General features: G+C 62.2%; 15 protein-coding genes. 8 read left to right on the top strand and 7 right to left on the bottom strand.

The genetic code is table 11. The features are described 5' to 3' along the window. Positions 1–73: 73 nt before the first annotated feature. The gene (locus RlegSU303_RS02600) at positions 74–1,447 is read left to right on the top strand and encodes a PepSY-associated TM helix domain-containing protein (protein ID WP_231283418.1); all 1,374 of its coding nucleotides are present in this window, start codon (positions 74–76) and stop codon (positions 1,445–1,447) included. Between the two features lie 46 nt (positions 1,448–1,493). Here the strand turns inward: RlegSU303_RS02600 and RlegSU303_RS02595 are convergent, their stop codons facing one another. Genes RlegSU303_RS02595 through RlegSU303_RS02585 form a run of 3 tightly spaced genes read right to left on the bottom strand, consistent with a single transcriptional unit; the run spans position 1,494 to position 5,022 of the window. Further along, positions 1,494–2,375 (bottom strand): patatin-like phospholipase family protein, encoded by an 882-nt coding sequence (locus RlegSU303_RS02595; RefSeq protein ID WP_094086644.1) that lies wholly within the window; start codon positions 2,373–2,375, stop codon positions 1,494–1,496. Positions 2,376–2,387: 12 nt separating this feature from the next. Further along, positions 2,388–2,948, bottom strand: a complete 561-nt coding sequence (gene rsmD, locus RlegSU303_RS02590; RefSeq protein ID WP_017959156.1) for a 16S rRNA (guanine(966)-N(2))-methyltransferase RsmD — start codon at positions 2,946–2,948, stop codon at positions 2,388–2,390. Beyond that, positions 2,929–5,022: a pseudouridine synthase gene (locus tag RlegSU303_RS02585; RefSeq protein ID WP_131645404.1), complete on the bottom strand. Its 2,094-nt coding sequence runs from the start codon at positions 5,020–5,022 to the stop codon at positions 2,929–2,931. Before RlegSU303_RS02585 ends, rsmD begins: the two co-directional genes overlap by 20 nt. A gap of 90 nt (positions 5,023–5,112) precedes the next feature. On the opposite strand from RlegSU303_RS02585, the gene RlegSU303_RS02580 reads away from it, so the two are divergent. Then, positions 5,113–5,550, top strand: a complete 438-nt coding sequence (locus RlegSU303_RS02580) for a nucleoside deaminase (protein ID WP_029872596.1) — start codon at positions 5,113–5,115, stop codon at positions 5,548–5,550. Positions 5,551–5,601: 51 nt separating this feature from the next. Here RlegSU303_RS02580 and RlegSU303_RS02575 read toward each other — a convergent pair whose 3' ends face one another. Continuing rightward, positions 5,602–6,231, bottom strand: a complete 630-nt coding sequence (locus RlegSU303_RS02575) for a hypothetical protein (protein WP_094086646.1) — start codon at positions 6,229–6,231, stop codon at positions 5,602–5,604. Between the two features lie 133 nt (positions 6,232–6,364). After that, positions 6,365–9,256, bottom strand: a complete 2,892-nt coding sequence (ileS, locus tag RlegSU303_RS02570; RefSeq protein ID WP_094087675.1) for an isoleucine--tRNA ligase — start codon at positions 9,254–9,256, stop codon at positions 6,365–6,367. A 352-nt stretch (positions 9,257–9,608) separates the two neighbouring features. On the opposite strand from ileS, the gene RlegSU303_RS02565 reads away from it, so the two are divergent. Both RlegSU303_RS02565 and RlegSU303_RS02560 read left to right on the top strand, forming a co-directional pair. After that, the gene (locus RlegSU303_RS02565; protein WP_017959151.1) at positions 9,609–9,872 is read left to right on the top strand and encodes a type II toxin-antitoxin system Phd/YefM family antitoxin; all 264 of its coding nucleotides are present in this window, start codon (positions 9,609–9,611) and stop codon (positions 9,870–9,872) included. Continuing rightward, complete coding sequence (locus RlegSU303_RS02560; protein WP_094086647.1) at positions 9,869–10,327, top strand: type II toxin-antitoxin system VapC family toxin; 459 nt, start codon at positions 9,869–9,871, stop codon at positions 10,325–10,327. The genes RlegSU303_RS02565 and RlegSU303_RS02560 overlap by 4 nt, the downstream gene beginning before the upstream one ends. A 12-nt stretch (positions 10,328–10,339) precedes the next feature. Here the strand turns inward: RlegSU303_RS02560 and RlegSU303_RS02555 are convergent, their stop codons facing one another. After that, complete coding sequence (locus tag RlegSU303_RS02555) at positions 10,340–11,323, bottom strand: bifunctional riboflavin kinase/FAD synthetase (RefSeq protein ID WP_094087676.1); 984 nt, start codon at positions 11,321–11,323, stop codon at positions 10,340–10,342. 30 nt (positions 11,324–11,353) lie between these two features. Continuing rightward, positions 11,354–12,202, bottom strand: coding sequence for a TIGR01459 family HAD-type hydrolase (locus RlegSU303_RS02550; protein ID WP_094086648.1), 849 nt, complete (start codon positions 12,200–12,202; stop codon positions 11,354–11,356). Between RlegSU303_RS02550 and RlegSU303_RS02545 the strand changes: the two genes are divergently transcribed. From RlegSU303_RS02545 to RlegSU303_RS02530, 4 genes are all read left to right on the top strand, one after another. Then, entirely contained in the window at positions 12,195–12,479 is a 285-nt protein-coding gene (locus RlegSU303_RS02545; protein WP_131720582.1) for a hypothetical protein, read from the top strand. The genes RlegSU303_RS02550 and RlegSU303_RS02545 overlap by 8 nt on opposite strands. A 117-nt stretch (positions 12,480–12,596) precedes the next feature. Beyond that, positions 12,597–12,893 (top strand): co-chaperone GroES, encoded by a 297-nt coding sequence (groES, locus tag RlegSU303_RS02540; protein ID WP_003545797.1) that lies wholly within the window; start codon positions 12,597–12,599, stop codon positions 12,891–12,893. A gap of 72 nt (positions 12,894–12,965) precedes the next feature. Then, a complete protein-coding gene (gene groL / locus RlegSU303_RS02535; RefSeq protein WP_003545786.1) occupies positions 12,966–14,609 on the top strand; it encodes a chaperonin GroEL in 1,644 nt (547 codons plus the stop codon). 633 nt (positions 14,610–15,242) lie between these two features. Next, positions 15,243–15,719: a hypothetical protein gene (locus RlegSU303_RS02530; protein ID WP_094086649.1), complete on the top strand. Its 477-nt coding sequence runs from the start codon at positions 15,243–15,245 to the stop codon at positions 15,717–15,719. Positions 15,720–15,820 lie beyond the last annotated feature (101 nt).

Raw genomic sequence — 15,820 nt, 5'->3', positions numbered from 1 at the left:
GGCGCCGTGACGCGCCTTTCAACGCCGGCCGACCTGCATGCGTGCCGTCGGTCGTGGATACGGATCCATTCTCATGTCGACTATTACTGCTGCCGAACCGGCAGAGGACGCAGCAAACGGCGTTTCGCTCTACCGTGCCATCTGGCGCTGGCATTTCTTTGCCGGACTTCTCGTCATACCCTTCCTGCTCAATCTGGCCGTTACCGGATCGCTCTATCTCTTCAAGGACGAGATCAACAGCACCTTCTTCGGCTACCGCTACAGTGTCCAGCCGGCTGGCGAAGCGCTGTCGCCGGAGCGGATCGCGGCGATCGCCGCCTCCGCCGTGCCGGGCTCAACCGCAACATCCTACAAAGACCCGGTCCTGCCCGAGCGATCAGCCATCGTCACCCTTTCCAGCGATACCGGCTCGATGCTGGTCTTCGTCAACCCCTATGACGGCAAGGTGCTCGATGTGGTCGGATCGACCGACGAGTTCAATTATGTCGTCAAGCGCATCCACAGCCTCGCCTATTTCGGCACCATAACGAACCGGCTGATCGAAATTGCCGGCGGCTTTGCCATGGTGCTCGTCGTCACCGGCATCTATCTCTGGTGGCCGCGACGCCAGACGGGCGGCGTCGTCAGCGTGCGGGGAACGCCCGGCCGCCGCGTATTCTGGCGCGACCTGCATGCGGTGACCGGTGCCTTCGCCGGTGTCCTGATCTTCTTCCTTGCGATGTCAGGCATGCCATGGTCGGCCTATTGGGGGGCAAACGCCAACGCCTGGCTGACCGAACATGGCCTCGGCTATCCGGTCCAGCTCTGGGACGACGTGCCGAAGTCGCGAAAAGTCACCGAGGATATCCTTCCGAACAGCGGCTGGATCGTCGAGAAGGCGCCCGTTCCGCTTTCCGATATCGCCGCAGCGCAATCAGCCAAGCCGATCGGCCTCGACAAAGCCGTGGAGATCGCCAAACGGCTGGGCATGGCGCCGGGCTTCGACGTGGCGATCCCCTCCGACGAGACGGGCGTCTATACCGCCTCCCTCTTTCCGGACGACCTTACCGACGAACGCACCCTCCATATCGATCAATACTCCGGCAAACCACTGATCGATATCGGCTTCGATCAATATCCATTCCTCGGCAAAGCGATCGAGTGGGGCATCAATGTCCACCAAGGACAGGAATGGGGGCGTTTCAACCAGTTGCTGATGCTCGCAACATGCCTCGCAATTGTGCTCAGCTGCGTGACCGCCGTCGCCATGTGGTGGAAACGGCGCCCGATCGGCCGCCTCGGCGTGCCACCCATGCCGCCAAAGCCTTCGATCTACTACGGCCTGTGGGTGATTGTCGGGATCTTCGCGGTCGCCTTCCCGATGAGCGGGCTCGCGATTCTCGCCATGATCGCCTTCGACCAGATCGTCGTGCGGTTCGTACCGTTGCTGAAACGTGTTCTCGCTTGAGGGAGGCCAAAGCGCGAAGAGCGAATCTGAAAGATCGCGACGCGCTTTAGCGCTTCAGCCGGGCCTCAATTTCCCGGTCAAGGGCGAATTTCAGGTCGTCCTTGACGCCGACGGACATGGCAAGGACTTCGCGGGCCTTGAGGAAATCCATGACGCCGGTGCGGCCGACGGTCGGGCGCAGGAAGATATGCGGCGGGCGAAGCTTCAGCTTCAGTGAGATCGCCGTCTGCATCATCAGCTGGCCGGAACCGAAGATGCTCTCCATGCGGTTCGGAATATGGGTGCCGTCGCCTTCCGGCGCGCCGACGACATCGATGCCGACGACGATGTCGGCAAGATCCATCAGGCATTCATAGGGTACCGGATTGCTGATGCCGCCGTCGATCATCACGCGGTCGCGCAGACGCACCGGCATGAAGACGGCGGGAATGGCGGAAGAGGCGGCGAGCGCTGGGAACAATTCGCCGTGTTCGATGATGACTTCGCACTGCCCGTAATAATCCGTGGTGATCACCTTCATCGGGACCAGCAGATCCTCGAAGCGGGCCGGCAGCTCGGACGGCAGGAAGGCCTTGAGAATCCGCTCCAGATTGAACTGGCCGATGCGGATACCCTTGGCCACCGCATCGCGCACCGTCGCCGGCCTCAGGCCCCAGATGCGGGCAACGACCGCCGTCTTGTTGCCGACGGTCGTCAGCGCATGTTCGCGGATCTCGGCGCCGGACATGCCAGCCGCCATGCCGGCCGCCATGATCGCGCCGATCGACGAGCCTGATACCGCCACCGGGCGGATGCCGAGTTCATCGAGCGTCTCGATGACATGGATATGGGCAAGTCCGCGCGCGCCGCCGCCGCCGAAAGCGACGGCGACCGTCGGCACATCGCTGATCGCAGGCAATTTCGGGCTGATGATCTCTGCCTGCTGCACGCCTGCCCCCGCTTATTGCGGCTGATATCGGAAGAAATGCACCCTCGTATCGCCAAAGATGCGGCTTTCGAGGAAAACATAGGAAGGATGCACGGAAACGACAATATCGGCGCGTTCTTCGAGCACTGCGATTGCGCCAGGCCGCAGCCAGCCGCCCTCGGCCGCCGCCGCCATCGCCTTTTCGCCGAGACCCTTGCCGTAGGGCGGGTCGGCAAAGAGCACATCGAAGGGTTCGAGATTGCCGACGCTGCCGAGATCGGTCGCATCCCGGCGCAGGATGCGCGTGCGGCCATGCAGGCCGAGCGCATCGATATTCTCCCAGAGCAGCGCCCTGCCCTCGACGCTGTTTTCGACGAAGAGCGCATGGCGACAGCCGCGTGAAACCGCTTCGAGGCCGACGGCGCCGGTGCCGGCAAAGAGGTCGAGAATCCGGGTGCCATCGACGCATTCCGGATAGGCATGGCTCAATATATTGAACAGGCTCTCGCGCGTCCGGTCGGCAGTCGGCCGGATCTCGTTGGATTTTGGCACGGCGAGAGGCCGTCCGCGAAACTCACCGCCGACGATCCGCACCGCGCGTCATTCCTTTTCCTTTAGCACCACCTCTGGACGGCCCGCCCGCAGGCCTGTCACCGCCCGGCCTGTCACCCCCCGGTTTGGCGCCTTTCGGCTTGCCGGAAAAACTCTTGGCCCCACCAGGTTTCGCCCCGGGCTTGGCCGCAAAGCCCTTGCCGCGCGGCCTGTCTCCAGAAGGCCTGTCACCCGAAGGCTTGTCGCCGTACGATCTTTCGCCGCGCGGACGCTCGGAGCGGCCCTCGCCGGCAAAGCTTCTGGCTGCCCGTGGACGTTCATCACCGTCCTCGCGCGGCCTGCGATCGCCACGCGGCTTATCGCCGAAGGGCCGGTCTCCACGTGGACGATCACCGGAGGGGCGGTCGCTGCGCGGACGCTCCGAACGGCCCTCACCGGCAGAGCTTCTCACGGCCCGAGGACGCTCGTCGCCATCCGCACGCGGCTTGCGATCGCCGCGCGGCTTGTCGCCGAAGGGGCGATCTCCACGCGAAGGACGATCACCGAACGGCCGGTCGCCGCGCGGACGCTCCGAACGCCCCTCACCGGCAGGGCCTCTCGCGGCACGAGGACGCTCGTCACCGTCGGTACGCGGCTTGCGATCACCGCGCGGCTTGTCGCCGAAGGAACGATCCCCACGCGAGGGACGATCACCGAACGGCCGTTCGCCGCGCGCCGGGCGGTCGCCAGAACCGCGGTCTTCGCGGGCGGGGCGATCACCAAAGCCGCGCTTGCGGCCGAAGCCCTCGCCCTCATCCTTGCGGCGGGGCTCTTCGCTCGAGCGGATCCATTCGCCATCCTCTTCGCGCACGCGGTTCACCTGGGTGCGCGGGCGATCTTCGATGCGATCATTCTTTGCCGGCACCGGCTCGCCGCGCCGACGCGCGGTCTGCGCATTCTTGGCGGCTTTCGCCGCGGCCTTTTCGCCGAGCGGCCGGGCGCCCGGCGCCATCCAGACATTGGCGCTGCGGCGCTGGCCGAGCGGCTGGGGACGCTTCGGCTTCTCGTCGTCCCTGCGGCCACCGTCACGGCGATCGTCATCTCTGCGCGCGCCACCGTGGCGGTCGTCGCGCTTGGTATCGAGACGGCTCAGCGCCCGTTCGCGCTTGTCTTCGTCGCGGCGCGGACGCTCACGCTTTTCAGGTGCTGCGGGCTCCACCTCTTCCTCGGCAGCGACCGCCGCCGCATTGTAGATCGGCGCGTCGAAATTCGCCTTGGCTTCCTCGATGAGGCGCGGGCCGAGCTGGTCGCGCAAGGTGCGGCCGCGCACTTCGACGACATGGCCTTCCGGCAGGTCGCCGAGCTGGAATGGGCCATAGGAAATGCGGATCAGGCGATTGACCTCGAGGCCGAGCGCGCCGAGCACGTTCTTGATTTCGCGGTTCTTGCCTTCGCGAAGACCCATGGTGATCCAGACGTTCGAGCCTTGCGTGCGGTCGAGCGTCGCCTCGATCGAGCCGTAGAGCACGCCGTCGACGGCAATGCCGTCCTTCAGCTTGTCGAGCGCGTCCTGATCGATCTCGCCATGGGCGCGGACGCGGTAGCGCCGCAGCCAGCCGGTCGCCGGCAGCTCAAGCGCGCGGGCGAGACCGCCGTCATTGGTCAGGAGCAGCAGTCCTTCGGTGTTGATGTCGAGGCGGCCGATCGACATGACGCGCGGCAATTCTTCCGGCAGGTTGTCGAAAACGGTCGAGCGGCCTTCCGGATCGGCATTGGTGGTCACCAGGCCCGCGGGCTTATGATAGAGCCACAGCCTGGTGCGCTCGATGCCGCGGATCGGCACGCCGTCGACCTCGATGCGGTCGGCGAGCGTGACGTTGACGACGGGGGTTTCGAGAACCCTGCCGTTCAGCATCACGCGGCCTTCCATGATCATGCGTTCGATATCGCGGCGGGAGGCGACGCCGGCGCGCGCCATCACCTTGGAAATGCGTTCGGCCTTGGCCTCGCCGTCAGTTTCGGCGGCGATCGGACGCGCGGTTACAGCCTTTGCCGGCTTCGCATCGCCCGGTTTCGGCCCGGTGTCCCGTGAAAAGGGCTTTGCGCCCGGGCGTTTTGGCTTGTCTTTGGGTGTCATTTGTTGTTTGCCTGCCTTTTCGGCCTGTCTATCAGGTCACGCATCTGCGGTTAAGTGGAAATTCTTGCGATCGTGAAGACAAATCGTTTCATGGAGATGGCGCTCGAAGAGGCGCGTGCCGCCGGAGAACGCGGCGAGGTGCCGATCGGCGCCGTCGTCGTTGTCGACGATATTGCCGTTTCACGCTCGGGGAACCGCACGCGCGAGCTCAAAGACGTGACCGCGCATGCCGAAATCGCCGCGATCCGGCTCGCCTGCGAAGCGCTCGGACAGGAACGTCTTGTCGGCGCCGATCTCTACGTGACGCTGGAGCCTTGCACCATGTGCGCAGCAGCCATCTCATTTGCGCGTATCCGCAGGCTTTATTACGGCGCCGAGGACCCGAAGGGCGGCGCCGTCGACAATGGCGTGCGATTCTATGGGCAGCCGACCTGCCACCACGCCCCGGAGGTCTATTCCGGCTTCAACGAGGTCCAATCAGCCGATCTGCTGCGAAGGTTCTTTTCGCAAAGAAGAGAGGCGCCGTAATCCGCAGCGCCGGTGCGCGGCGCCGTCATCCTTGCCGGCGCGCCGAAAAAGCTATTGCAGGAAATTCCACCACTGCTTGCCGGTGTTGGCGACAGCTGCATCCTTCTTGCGCTTTTTCTGCTTCTTGAGTTCGGGCTCGCCGACATCATCGAGCTTTGCCGGATCGTCGACAGTGCGGTAGCCGGGCGGCGGATCGGATATATAGCGGCGCTGGTCGACATAGGAGCCCTTCTGCAGGGCACGGGCTTCACGATAGGCCTTGGTCTGGGCTTCCGTCGTGCGCCGGCCGCCTTCGATCGCAGAGCTTGCGAGTGGCGAGCGGTAATTCGGATTGTCCGAATTCGCGTCGGCCTCCGAAACGAGACGAGCACGCGTCTCCTCCGGCGATTCAAGCCATTGCGGATTGTCCTTGTTGGCGACCGTCGGCTGCGGCGCAACCAGGGTCTCTTTCTGCGCCTGGGCCGGCAGCACCAGCGTCGGACGCGGCGTGTACTTGACGCCCTTGTTCTTCGGGTCCGGTCCGGTCAGCGACACGGACTGGCCGAGATCGTCGGTCAGCTGTTCCATGGCGGTCTTGTCGGTGCCGTAGGTCGGGCTGCTGGCGCAACCGGACACCAGGGAACATCCCGCCACTACAACAGACAGGCAGGCGCCCATACGGAACCAATGCGTTGCTAACATGAAAACCCTTCCAGCCCTGCCGGTGCAATCGTCGCCCAACCGGACAACCGTCCCCCTGACGCAAAATTCCGGCCATTTTCAGGCAGCTTTTACCGGATGAACCGCGAAAACGCAATTCACCCGGCAATATTCTTCACTTGAGCGCGGCAAGCTCGCGAAGGGCGGCGGCATCGCGGGCCGAAACATCAGGATATTCCGGATCGGAGCCGACATCCCTGGTGATGCGCCAGGAGCGGGCGCATTTCTCGCCCTCTGCAAGCTTCGGCACGACGCTGACCTCCGGGACCTCCGCCAGGCGGAAGGCATCCACCGGTCCTTCACCGGCCTTGATCTCGATTGCCGACGTGATGCAGACCTCGGTGAAGTCCTGGCCCGCCAGGGCCTTCAGCAGCTCCGGATCGGCGATATGAACGACAGGAGCCGCTTCCAGCGAGGAGCCGATGCGCTTGTCCTTCCGCTCGATTTCCAGAGCGCCGGTCACGACCGAACGCACGGCGCGGATCTTCTTCCACTTCTCGGCTAGGGCATCGTTGCGCCATTCCTTTGCAACCGGGGCAAACTGCTCCAGATGCACGGAAACGGCGGACGGATTGCGCGACAGCCAGGCCTCCTCGGTGGTGAAGGGCAGCATCGGGGCAAGCCACGTCACCATGCAATCGAAGATCTGGCGGATGACGTGCAGGCTGGCGCGCCGACGCAGGCTCGACGGCGCGTCGCAATAGAGCGCATCCTTGCGGACATCGAAATAGAAGGCCGACAGCTCGACATTGGCGAAATCGATCAGCGCGCGGGCGATCTTCTTGAAGTCGAAGGCATCGTAGTTCTCGCGCACCAGCTCGTCGAGTTCGGCCAGCCGGTGCAGCATCAGCTGCTCCAGCTCCGGCAGATCGACAAGCGCGATCTCCTCGCCCTTGTCGTGGGCAAGCGTGCCGAGCATCCAGCGGATGGTGTTGCGCAACTTGCGATAGGCGTCGACATTGGTCTGGATGATCGTCTTGCCGACGCGCAGGTCGTCGGCATAATCGGAGGTCATCACCCAGAGGCGAAGGATATCGGCGCCGGCATCCTTCATCACTTCCTGAGGTGCTGTGACGTTGCCCTTCGACTTCGACATCTTCTCGCCCTTCTCGTCCATGGTGAATCCATGGGTGAGGACGGCGTTGTAAGGCGCGCGGCCGCGGGTTGCCGCCGATTCCAGCAGCGACGAATGGAACCAGCCGCGATGCTGGTCGGAACCTTCAAGATAAAGGTCGGCCGGCCACTTCAGGTCCGGGCGGTCTTCGAGCGTGAAGGTGTGCGTCGAGCCAGAGTCGAACCAGACGTCGAGGATATCCATGACCTGGGTCCAGCGGGAATGGTCGTGGTCATTGCCGAGGAAGCGCTCCTTGGCGCCTTCGGCAAACCAGGCGTCGGCGCCCTCATGTTCGAAGGCTTCGAGGATGCGGCCGTTGACGGCTTCGTCGACCAGGACCTCGCCCTCATCGTCGGCAAAGACGGCGATCGGCACGCCCCAGGCGCGCTGGCGCGAGAGCACCCAGTCCGGACGGCCCTCGATCATGGCGCGCAGGCGGTTCTGGCCGGCGGCCGGCACGAAGCGCGTATCGTCGATCGCACTGAGCGCGCGCGAACGCAGCGTCGTACCGTCGGCAAGGGTCTTGTCCATATAGACGAACCATTGCGGCGTGTTGCGGAAAATGACCGGCTTCTTCGAGCGCCAGGAGTGCGGATACTGGTGCTTCAGACGGCCGCGGGCAAAGAGCGCGCCGCGGGCGATCAGTTCCCTGATGACACGGTCGTTGGCATCGCCCTTCTTGCCGTTGTCGTCGATGACGCGGGCGCCCTCGAAGCCGGGAGCGTCGGCGGTATAGAAGCCGCCGTCGTCGACCGGGAACGGGATTTTGGTGTCGATGCCGCGGGCCTCAAGCGTGCGGACAGCCGACATCCAGGCGTCGAAGTCTTCGCGACCGTGGCTGGGTGCGGTGTGGACGAAGCCGGTGCCGGCATCGTCAGTGACGTGGTCGCCATCGAGCAGCGGCACACGGAATTCATAACCGCCGTCGAGACCCTTGAAGGGATGCGCGCAGGTCATCGCTGCGAAGTCGGCCGCAGAGACATCGCTCAAGCGCTTGTACTGCAGCTTGGCCTTGGCGAAGGATTCCTCGGCCAGCTTATCGGCAAAGATCAGCTTTTCGCCGGGACGCGGACCAAAATCGTTCTCGGCGGCCGTCACTTCATAGAGGCCGTAGGAGATGCGTGGCGAAAAGGAAACCGCGCGGTTGCCGGGGATCGTCCAGGGCGTGGTCGTCCAGATGACCACGAACGCATCCTTGAGCGCGACCGGACCTTCGACCACCGGGAATTTCACCCAGATCGTGTCGCTCTCATAATCCTGGTACTCGACCTCGGCCTCGGCCAGCGCCGTGCGCTCGACCACCGACCACATGATCGGCTTGGAGCCGCGATAGAGCTGCCCGCTCGCGGCGATCTTCAGGAGTTCACCGGCGATGCGCGACTCCGCGTGGAAGTTCATCGTCGTATAGGGATTGTCGAAGTCACCCTCGATGCCGAGGCGCTTGAACTCTTCCGCCTGGACCTTGATCCAGCCGGCGGCGAATTCACGGCATTCCCGGCGGAATTCGTTGACTGGGACCTCGTCCTTGTTCTTGCCCTTCTCGCGGTACTTCTCTTCGATCTTCCATTCGATCGGCAGGCCGTGGCAATCCCAGCCAGGCACGTAATTGGCGTCATAGCCGCGCATCTGGAACGAACGGTTGATGACGTCCTTGAGGATCTTGTTTAGCGCGTGGCCGATATGGATGTTGCCGTTGGCATAGGGCGGGCCGTCGTGAAGGACGAATTTCTCGCGGCCGGCGGCGGAAGCGCGCAGTTTCTTGTAGAGACCCATCTCCTGCCAGCGCTTGACGAGTTCCGGTTCCTTCTGCGGCAGGCCGGCGCGCATGGGGAAGTCGGTCTCGGGCAAATAGAGGGTCTTCGAATAGTCGATCTTTTCGGCTGTGTCGGTCATGTCTGACAATCGTTTTCTGGCGGCCCAGGAAGGGGCGCAACGGGCGTGAAATTGCTGGTGACGGAAGCGCTCGTATCCAAGCGCCAAAAACCCGGACCTTCCGGCCGCTTAGCGCGCGCGGAAGGCCGGGCCGATAATTCGCATCATCATTGCCAGCCGATATTTCTTCATCGCGCCGGTTCATAGGCGTTTTTGCCGGGAAAAGGAAGAGAAGAATTCGCGGTTGTCAATCGGCTTCAACGGCTGGAATCGCCGGTGCCCGCATCGTTCCGGAAAGCCTATGGCTGGAAACTCTATGCGGCTTGCCGTATATAACTGACTATCTGACTAGATTAGATCGAGAGCCAGAAGTATGAAAAAAATCACGAAGCAAAGCTGGAAGCTCGAGGACGCGAAAGCGCGCTTCAGCGAGGTAGTCCGTCGTGCACATAGCGAAGGACCACAGCGCGTGACCGTTCGCGGCCGGGACAGCGTCGTCGTCATCAGCGCCGAAGAGCTCGACCAACTGACCAAAGCCGAACCGAAAAAACCTTTCGTCGCCTTCATGGAAAGCCTCGATCTCAAAGAGCTAGACCTCGAGCGAGAGGCAGATTACGGGCGGGATGCCGAGCTGTGATCGGCTGGCTGCTCGATACCAACGTCATTGCCGCGCTGATCAATCCGAACGGCGCACCCTCCGTCAAATCCTGGGCTGCGGCCCAAGACGAGAAGAAGATGTTCATCAGCATCCTCACGCTGGCGGAATATGACAAGGGCATCGAAAACCTGCCCGACGACGATCAAAACCGCTATCGCTATGCCGCCTCCCGCGATGCGCTGGAGGAAAGGTTTTCGCAACGCGTTCTTTCGCTGAGCGACGCAGCCGTCAGACACTGGGGCGTCATTTCGGGGCGGGTGAAACTCAAGACCGGACATGCGCCGTCGGTTGTCGACACGATGCTCGCTGCCACCGCAATCGAGCACAATCTCTATCTGGTGACGCGAAACGTCAGGGATACGCGCTTCTCCGGCGCGGCGATCTTCGATCCATGGACAAACGATCCCGCTCAGTTTCCGCTGAGCCGGAGATAACTCAAGGCGACATCAGGAAAAGCAGAGTTTCTGATCAAGAGCGCCGAGCGGCTTAACACCGGCAAGCAGCGCCCTCGCCTCTTCCTCATCGCGTTTGATCTGGGCGACGAGCGGATCGAGGCCCTCGAATTTCAGCTCGGGTCTAATATAGCCGAAGAAGGAGACTGAGCAGAGCTGGCCATAGAGATCGCCGCTGAAATCGAAAAGATAGGTTTCGAGCAGCGGTGCGCCGTTTTCCGTCACCGTCGGGCGGCGGCCATAGCTGGCGACGGCATCGTGGAGCGTGCCGTCCTGGCGGCGGAAGCGGACGGCGTAGATGCCGGCGGCAAGTTCGACCTCCGGCGGCAGGCGCATGTTGGCTGTCGGGAAACCCAGCTGCCGGCCGAGCTTTTCGCCATCGATCACCTCGGCTTCCACCGTATAGCGGTAACCGAGCATGCCGGCGACTTCGCTGACATTGCCCTCCTTCAGGAGCGCGCGGATATGGCTCGAAGAGACGACATCGGCGTTTTCGTCGCGGAAGGCATCGATCAGGGTGACGCCGAAGCCGTAGGTTTGGCCGGCATTCATCAAGAAGGCCGGACCGCCCTCGCGGCCGCGGCCAAAATGGAAATCGAAGCCGGTGACGACTTCGGAGGCGCCGAGCCAATCCTTCAGGATCGAATGGATGAAATCGTCGGCCGAGCGCTGTGAAAATTCATAGTCGAACGGATATTCGATGACCGCGTTGAAACCAAGCGTTTCCAGGATGCGGGCCTTGAGCGGCGCGGGCGTCAGCCGGAAGACCGGCGTCTGCGGCTGGAAGACCGTTCGAGGATGCGGCTCGAAGGTCAGCACCAAGCCGGGAATGCTGCGCGCCTTCGAGATCTCCAGCGCCCGGCTCAGCACCGATTGATGGCCGCGGTGCACGCCATCGAAATTGCCGATGGCAATGACGCCGCCCTTCAGATGGGCGGGTAGGGGTTCCCGGGTTTCATTGCGGTGGAAGACGGTCATCGGCTGGCTCTCTTCATGCAAGGCGTGTCTTCATGCAAGGCGGGGCATCCACCACTTTGGCGCGGCGTTTTCCCGTTCGAGATAGGCGTTGAGGAGCGCCTCGTCGGTCTCGCCGTTGAGAGTATATTCCTTAGCGTGGATACCACCGCTGATGTAGAGGAGGTCGAGGCCGTAATTCAAGGCGCCCCGCACATCGGTCGGCATGCCGTCGCCGATCGCCAGCACGCGCTCGACCGGGAAATCACCGCGAAGCTCGCGGGCAGCCGCAAGCGTCGCCTCGTAGATCGGCCGATGCGGCTTGCCGGCGATGCGGGTTTTTCCGCCGAGCTGCTCGTAATAGGCGGCCATGGCGCCGGCGCAGGGGATGATGCGATGGCCGCGCTCGACGATGAGGTCGGGATTGGCGCAGATCATCGGCACCTCGCGGGTTTTGAAATCGAGAAGCATCTCGGTGTAATCCTCCGGCTTCTCCGTCTCGTCGTCGAAAAAGCCGGTGCAGACCAGCGATTGCGCTTCGCCCGCCGGCCGGCGCTCGACGCCAATGCCTTCGAGCAGCGCCTTGTCGCGCTCGGGGCCGAGCAGAAAGACGGTCTTCGGCCCTTCGGCGATCAACCCGCGCGTGACGTCGCCGGAGGTGACGATCCTGTCATAGGCGCTGTCGGGAACGCCGATCTGGCGCAACTGCTCGACCACCTGCCAGGAAAGGCGCGGAGAATTGGTGATGAGGACGACGGCGAGGCCGCTGTCGCGTGCCGCTTCAAGGGCTGCTGCCGCCTTCGGGAACGGATCGACGCCGTTGTGAACGACGCCCCAGACATCGCAGAGCACCACATCATAGTGACCTGATATCTCCGAGAAGTTTTCTATCCGCTTGGCCATTCCGATTTCCCGATTTGCTTCAGTCACCGGTGACATTGCAAAGGCGCAAGGCGATGGCAAGGCATTTTCTTTGCTGCCGGGCCAATGCGAAGAGCTCGAACGGCGATCCGGCGAAGCGGATGGGCAAGGGGTTTTGACGATTGCCGCAAAGCGCCAGATCGCCGGCGGCGGACGAGTTCGGCAAAGTTCGGCCGCGCCATGGTTTCGGCCGCAATCTCCGACTATTCTCCGGCCTCTTCACAATTCCGGCACAAAAATTCGTGATTGCTCTCATTGACTCCTCTCGGAGCCATCCCTAAATGCTCGTCGCTAGCACTCACCGCAAGGGAGTGCTAACATCTATCCATGTGGGCCACTCCGGTCCGCGAATGTCATTCGATCGAGGGATTAGACAATGGCAAGCACCAACTTCCGCCCCCTTCACGACCGCGTCGTTGTTCGCCGCGTTGAGTCCGAAGCCAAGACCAAGGGCGGCATCATCATTCCCGATACCGCCAAGGAAAAGCCGCAGGAAGGCGAAATCGTCGCCGTCGGCTCCGGCGCGCGCGATGAGTCCGGCAAGGTCGTCGCACTCGACGTCAAGGCTGGCGACCGCATTCTGTTCGGCAAGTGGTCCGGCACCGAAGTCAAGATCGACGGCGAAGACCTTCTGATCATGAAGGAAGCCGACATCATGGGCATCATCGGCTGATCGGCCGACCTGCTTTCCCGAAATGGCTGACGGGCTCTTTGCCCGAACAACTCGAATTCAGGAGTTAAGAATATGGCATCTAAAGAAATCAAGTTTGGCCGCACCGCGCGCGAAAAGATGCTGCGCGGCGTCGACATTCTCGCCGATGCAGTCAAGGTAACGCTCGGCCCGAAGGGCCGTAACGTCATCATCGACAAGTCCTTCGGCGCGCCGCGCATCACCAAGGACGGCGTTTCCGTCGCCAAGGAAATCGAACTCGAAGACAAGTTCGAAAACATGGGCGCCCAGATGGTCCGCGAAGTTGCTTCGAAGACCAACGACATCGCCGGCGACGGCACCACGACGGCAACCGTTCTTGCCCAGGCGATCGTTCGCGAAGGCAACAAGGCCGTTGCAGCCGGCATGAACCCGATGGACCTGAAGCGCGGCATCGACCTCGCTGTCGCCGACGTCGTGAAGGATCTCCAGGCCAAGGCCAAGAAGATCTCGACTTCGGAAGAAGTTGCACAGGTCGGCACGATTTCGGCAAATGGCGACAAGCAGGTCGGTCTCGACATTGCTGAAGCCATGCAGAAGGTCGGCAACGAAGGCGTCATCACGGTTGAAGAAGCCAAGACCGCCGAAACCGAACTCGAAGTCGTCGAAGGCATGCAGTTCGACCGCGGCTACCTCAGCCCCTACTTCGTGACCAACCCGGAAAAGATGATCGCCGACCTCGAAGACGTCTTCATTCTCCTTCACGAGAAGAAGCTCTCGAACCTGCAGTCGATGCTCCCGGTTCTCGAAGCCGTCGTTCAGACCGGCAAGCCGCTCCTCATCGTTGCTGAAGACGTCGAAGGCGAAGCGCTTGCTACGCTCGTCGTCAACAAGCTGCGCGGCGGCCTGAAGATCGCTGCCGTCAAGGCGCCTGGCTTCGGCGACCGCCGCAAGGCCATGCTCGAAGACATCGCCATCCTGACGGGCGGCACTGTCATCTCCGAAGACCTCGGCATCAAGCTCGAATCCGTCACGCTCGACATGCTCGGCCGTGCCAAGAAGGTTTCGATCTCCAAGGAAAACACCACGATCGTCGACGGTTCGGGCGCCAAGACCGACATCGAAGGCCGTGTTGCCCAGATCAAGGCGCAGATCGAAGAAACCACCTCCGACTACGACCGCGAGAAGCTGCAGGAACGTCTTGCCAAGCTCGCTGGCGGCGTTGCCGTCATCCGCGTCGGCGGCTCGACGGAAGTCGAAGTGAAGGAAAAGAAGGACCGCATCGACGACGCGCTCAACGCGACGCGCGCTGCCGTTCAGGAAGGCATCGTCCCCGGCGGCGGTATCGCTCTGCTCCGCTCCTCCACGAAGATCACCGTCAAGGGTGCAAACGACGACCAGGAAGCCGGCATCAACATCGTTCGCCGCGCCCTGCAGTCGCTCGTTCGTCAGATCGCTGAAAACGCAGGCGACGAAGCCTCGATCGTTGTCGGCAAGGTCCTCGACAAGAACGAAGACAACTTCGGCTACAACGCCCAGACATCCGAATATGGCGACATGATCGCCATGGGTATCGTCGACCCGCTCAAGGTCGTTCGCACGGCGCTGCAGAACGCTGCTTCTGTCGCATCGCTGCTGATCACCACCGAAGCCATGATCGCCGAACTGCCGAAGAAAGAATCGGCTGGCGGCGGCATGCCGGGCGGCATGGGCGGAATGGGCGGAATGGACATGATGTGATCGGCGAAAGCCATCACTGACTACCATTCCGGCATCCGGAACAGGAAGGGCGGCCCTCGGGTCGCCCTTTTCTTTGACCAAAGCGATTCGACGCGCGGCACACTGATTGGCATAGCCGGCGAAACATTTACCCATCTCCCTCTTGCAGGTCCGAGGCACGAAGCTTGCGCCAAACTTGCGCTGCCTGCGTATTTCTCAGCCTGCCGGCATGCGAGAGATCGCAGTGCTGCTGCAACATTTCCGGCCTGACGTTGAGTGAAAACGTTTGCAAAGCTCTCAAAGATGATCTTCCCATGCCAATTCTCGCGAAATAGGCCGAAGATGCAGACATCCTAAGAAAAGAGGCCGATCCGAATACCCCTTAAAAAGCCGTTGCCGTTTGTCCAAAAGCCCCTATAAATCCGCGCTGCACTTCAACCGCGCCCGGCGATAGTTCTCGCCAATAGACGAGGCCGGAGCACGGAGAGCATACGTGAACGTTCGGCTTTGAGGGGCTCCGGTTACGGAGGCCAGATGGCCGTGGCAATAATCGCCGGAGGTAAGCGCGGGCATCATGCCCGCTGCTGCGTGATCCTGTTTCTTTGTGTTTGCCGAGCGTGCGGCCGAGGAGCCGCATCCGAACGGGGGAACGCCTTGTTTAACATCGCCAGAGCCAATGCAGCCGTACCTTTGACACCCAGCTCGCTTGATGACGCCAATCAAAATCATAAGATGTTGGCGCAGTTTTCCGTTTCCGAAGCCTGGACTGGAGATTTTTCGAGCGGCATGCTCCGTCTCGGCGAATGGAGCGCGATGCTGCACGGCCTTGCCACGCAGGATTGCGGGCTGCTCGGCCTGATCCGCTGCTATGATGCCAAGGACCGCAGCCACATATTGGAGCTGTTCGAGCAGGCGGCGACGCTCTGCTCCTCCTTCTGTTTTTCGACGACGATCATCATGCCGAACGGCTTTCGCCAGCCGCTCTTCTGCATGGGCGAGTCCAATGGTCTCGAGCAGAAATACAGCGGCAGCATGGCCGGCGTTTTCGTCTTTCCGCGCTTCAAGCTGGAAGGCGCAAAGCAGATCACGACAGCGCCGCGCAGCTTTTCAGACGCGCAAAGGACGCTGTAGCATTTTGAATTGCTGCATCATTTTATTCAGTCGCCAGCAATAAGCCGGAAAAGCAAAATCAATGGCCGCCCCGACGTCTGCGAGGGCGGCCTTTCTACTTT

Origin of the sequence: Rhizobium sp. SU303 (assembly GCF_021052345.1) — a bacterium.
Lineage (GTDB): Bacteria > Pseudomonadota > Alphaproteobacteria > Rhizobiales > Rhizobiaceae > Rhizobium > Rhizobium laguerreae.
This window is presented reverse-complemented; position numbering and strand designations above follow the sequence as displayed.